2 protein-coding genes are annotated in these 1,329 nt (G+C 36.4%); both read left to right on the top strand.

From position 1 onward, the window contains the following. The first annotated feature begins 103 nt into the window (after positions 1-103). Complete coding sequence (locus IQ211_RS19275) at positions 104-634, top strand: HNH endonuclease (RefSeq protein ID WP_193836477.1); 531 nt, start codon at positions 104-106, stop codon at positions 632-634. 3 nt (positions 635-637) lie between these two features. Then, complete coding sequence (locus tag IQ211_RS19270) at positions 638-1,099, top strand: SMI1/KNR4 family protein (protein ID WP_189761401.1); 462 nt, start codon at positions 638-640, stop codon at positions 1,097-1,099. The last annotated feature ends 230 nt before the right edge of the window (positions 1,100-1,329 follow it).

Below are 1,329 nucleotides of genomic sequence, written 5' to 3'. Positions count from 1 at the left end.
GGGAATATTTATGCCGGAATGCTTTCAAAACACCGCAAAGAAAATCATGTAAAAACAAAACATTGGAGGCGTGTTTTGAAAGGCTTAATTCTTAAGATCCGGTATATGCAATCGGTTTAGGTATTATTCGCCGGTGGCGGGGTGTTATTTAACGCCGGACCCCATAGGGTTATTGGGAGGAGAAAATCATTATTCTTATGTAGGAAATCCAACGGGATTTATAGATCCGCTGGGATTATCTAAGCTTGATCCATATAGGAATATGGTTAGGCCAGTAAAAGGCCGCTTACCAATTAATAGCAAGCACGCAGGAAAAATATATCCTGCAAGTGAGTTACCTGTCGAAATAAGAAATAAATATCCTCATGGTGTACCATTTACTCATTCAGGATTCCCAGATTTTTCTCGATATTCTATTAAGAATGTAAGGATTGAGCTTGGAAAAACTCGAAATGTTGATTTTTCTAGAGCAGATGCAGCCGCAGGATATAATAGAAATAACCCTCGACCAACCGGATATACGTGGCATCATCACCATGATTCAGGTTATATGCAGCTAATTCCGACAGATATACATAGCAAAGTGAAACATACAGGTGGAGTAGCAACGAGAAAATGTCCAAAGGGGAAATAAATTATGATTGCCAATATTATTGATTTTAAAGGACCTATTGATGAAATTTTAGTCGCTGATTTTGAAAGTGAGATAGGCAAATCTCTTCCAAATGACTATCGTAATTTTCTGAAGAAATATAATGGGGGTTACCCTGAACCTGATTCTTTTTCCTTTATAAATGATGATGAAGAGGATGCTTCATCTGTTGATCGATTCCTTGGTTTAGGAGCCGAGAAACATCATAATCTCAGGAATTATTTTTTTGACTATAAGGATAGAATTCCTCTTGATTTTTTACCTATAGCTCATGATCCTGGTGGTAATTTGATATTAATTTCTTTGTCAAAAGATAATTCTGGAGTGTTTTTCTGGGATCATGAATTTGAAGCAGATGAAGGCGAATTGCCTGATATGAGTAATGTTCATCTTATAAGCCACTCATTCACTGAGTTTTTATCTGTTTTATATAAGTTAGAGATTTGATTTTTTATTAAGCCGGAAAGATCCTATGATCTTCTGGCTTTCTTCTTTTTTAAGAATTGAAAATCATCTCCATTGGGTGTCAGTTGCCAGTTGTTATCTCACGCTTGATCCCATTGGGTTAAACTCCGGTTGTTAAAAAATGGTCAGGATATGGCTTCAATGGAGTGGATGCCTTATGAATATAACAGTATTGTTTATGTTCCCGAAAACCTTAGTCTCTGTTCAATTCT

Origin of the sequence: Xenorhabdus griffiniae (assembly GCF_015163655.1) — a bacterium.
Classification (GTDB): Bacteria; Pseudomonadota; Gammaproteobacteria; order Enterobacterales; family Enterobacteriaceae; genus Xenorhabdus; species Xenorhabdus griffiniae.
The sequence above is the reverse complement of the archived record's forward strand: the minus strand, read 5'-3'. Positions and strand labels throughout refer to the sequence as shown.

Bases quoted from the DNA above. Each gene is read 5' to 3' on its own strand.
- IQ211_RS19270 (WP_189761401.1), top strand. From the start codon at position 638: ATGATTGCCAATATTATTGATTTTAAAGGACCTATTGATGAAATTTTA.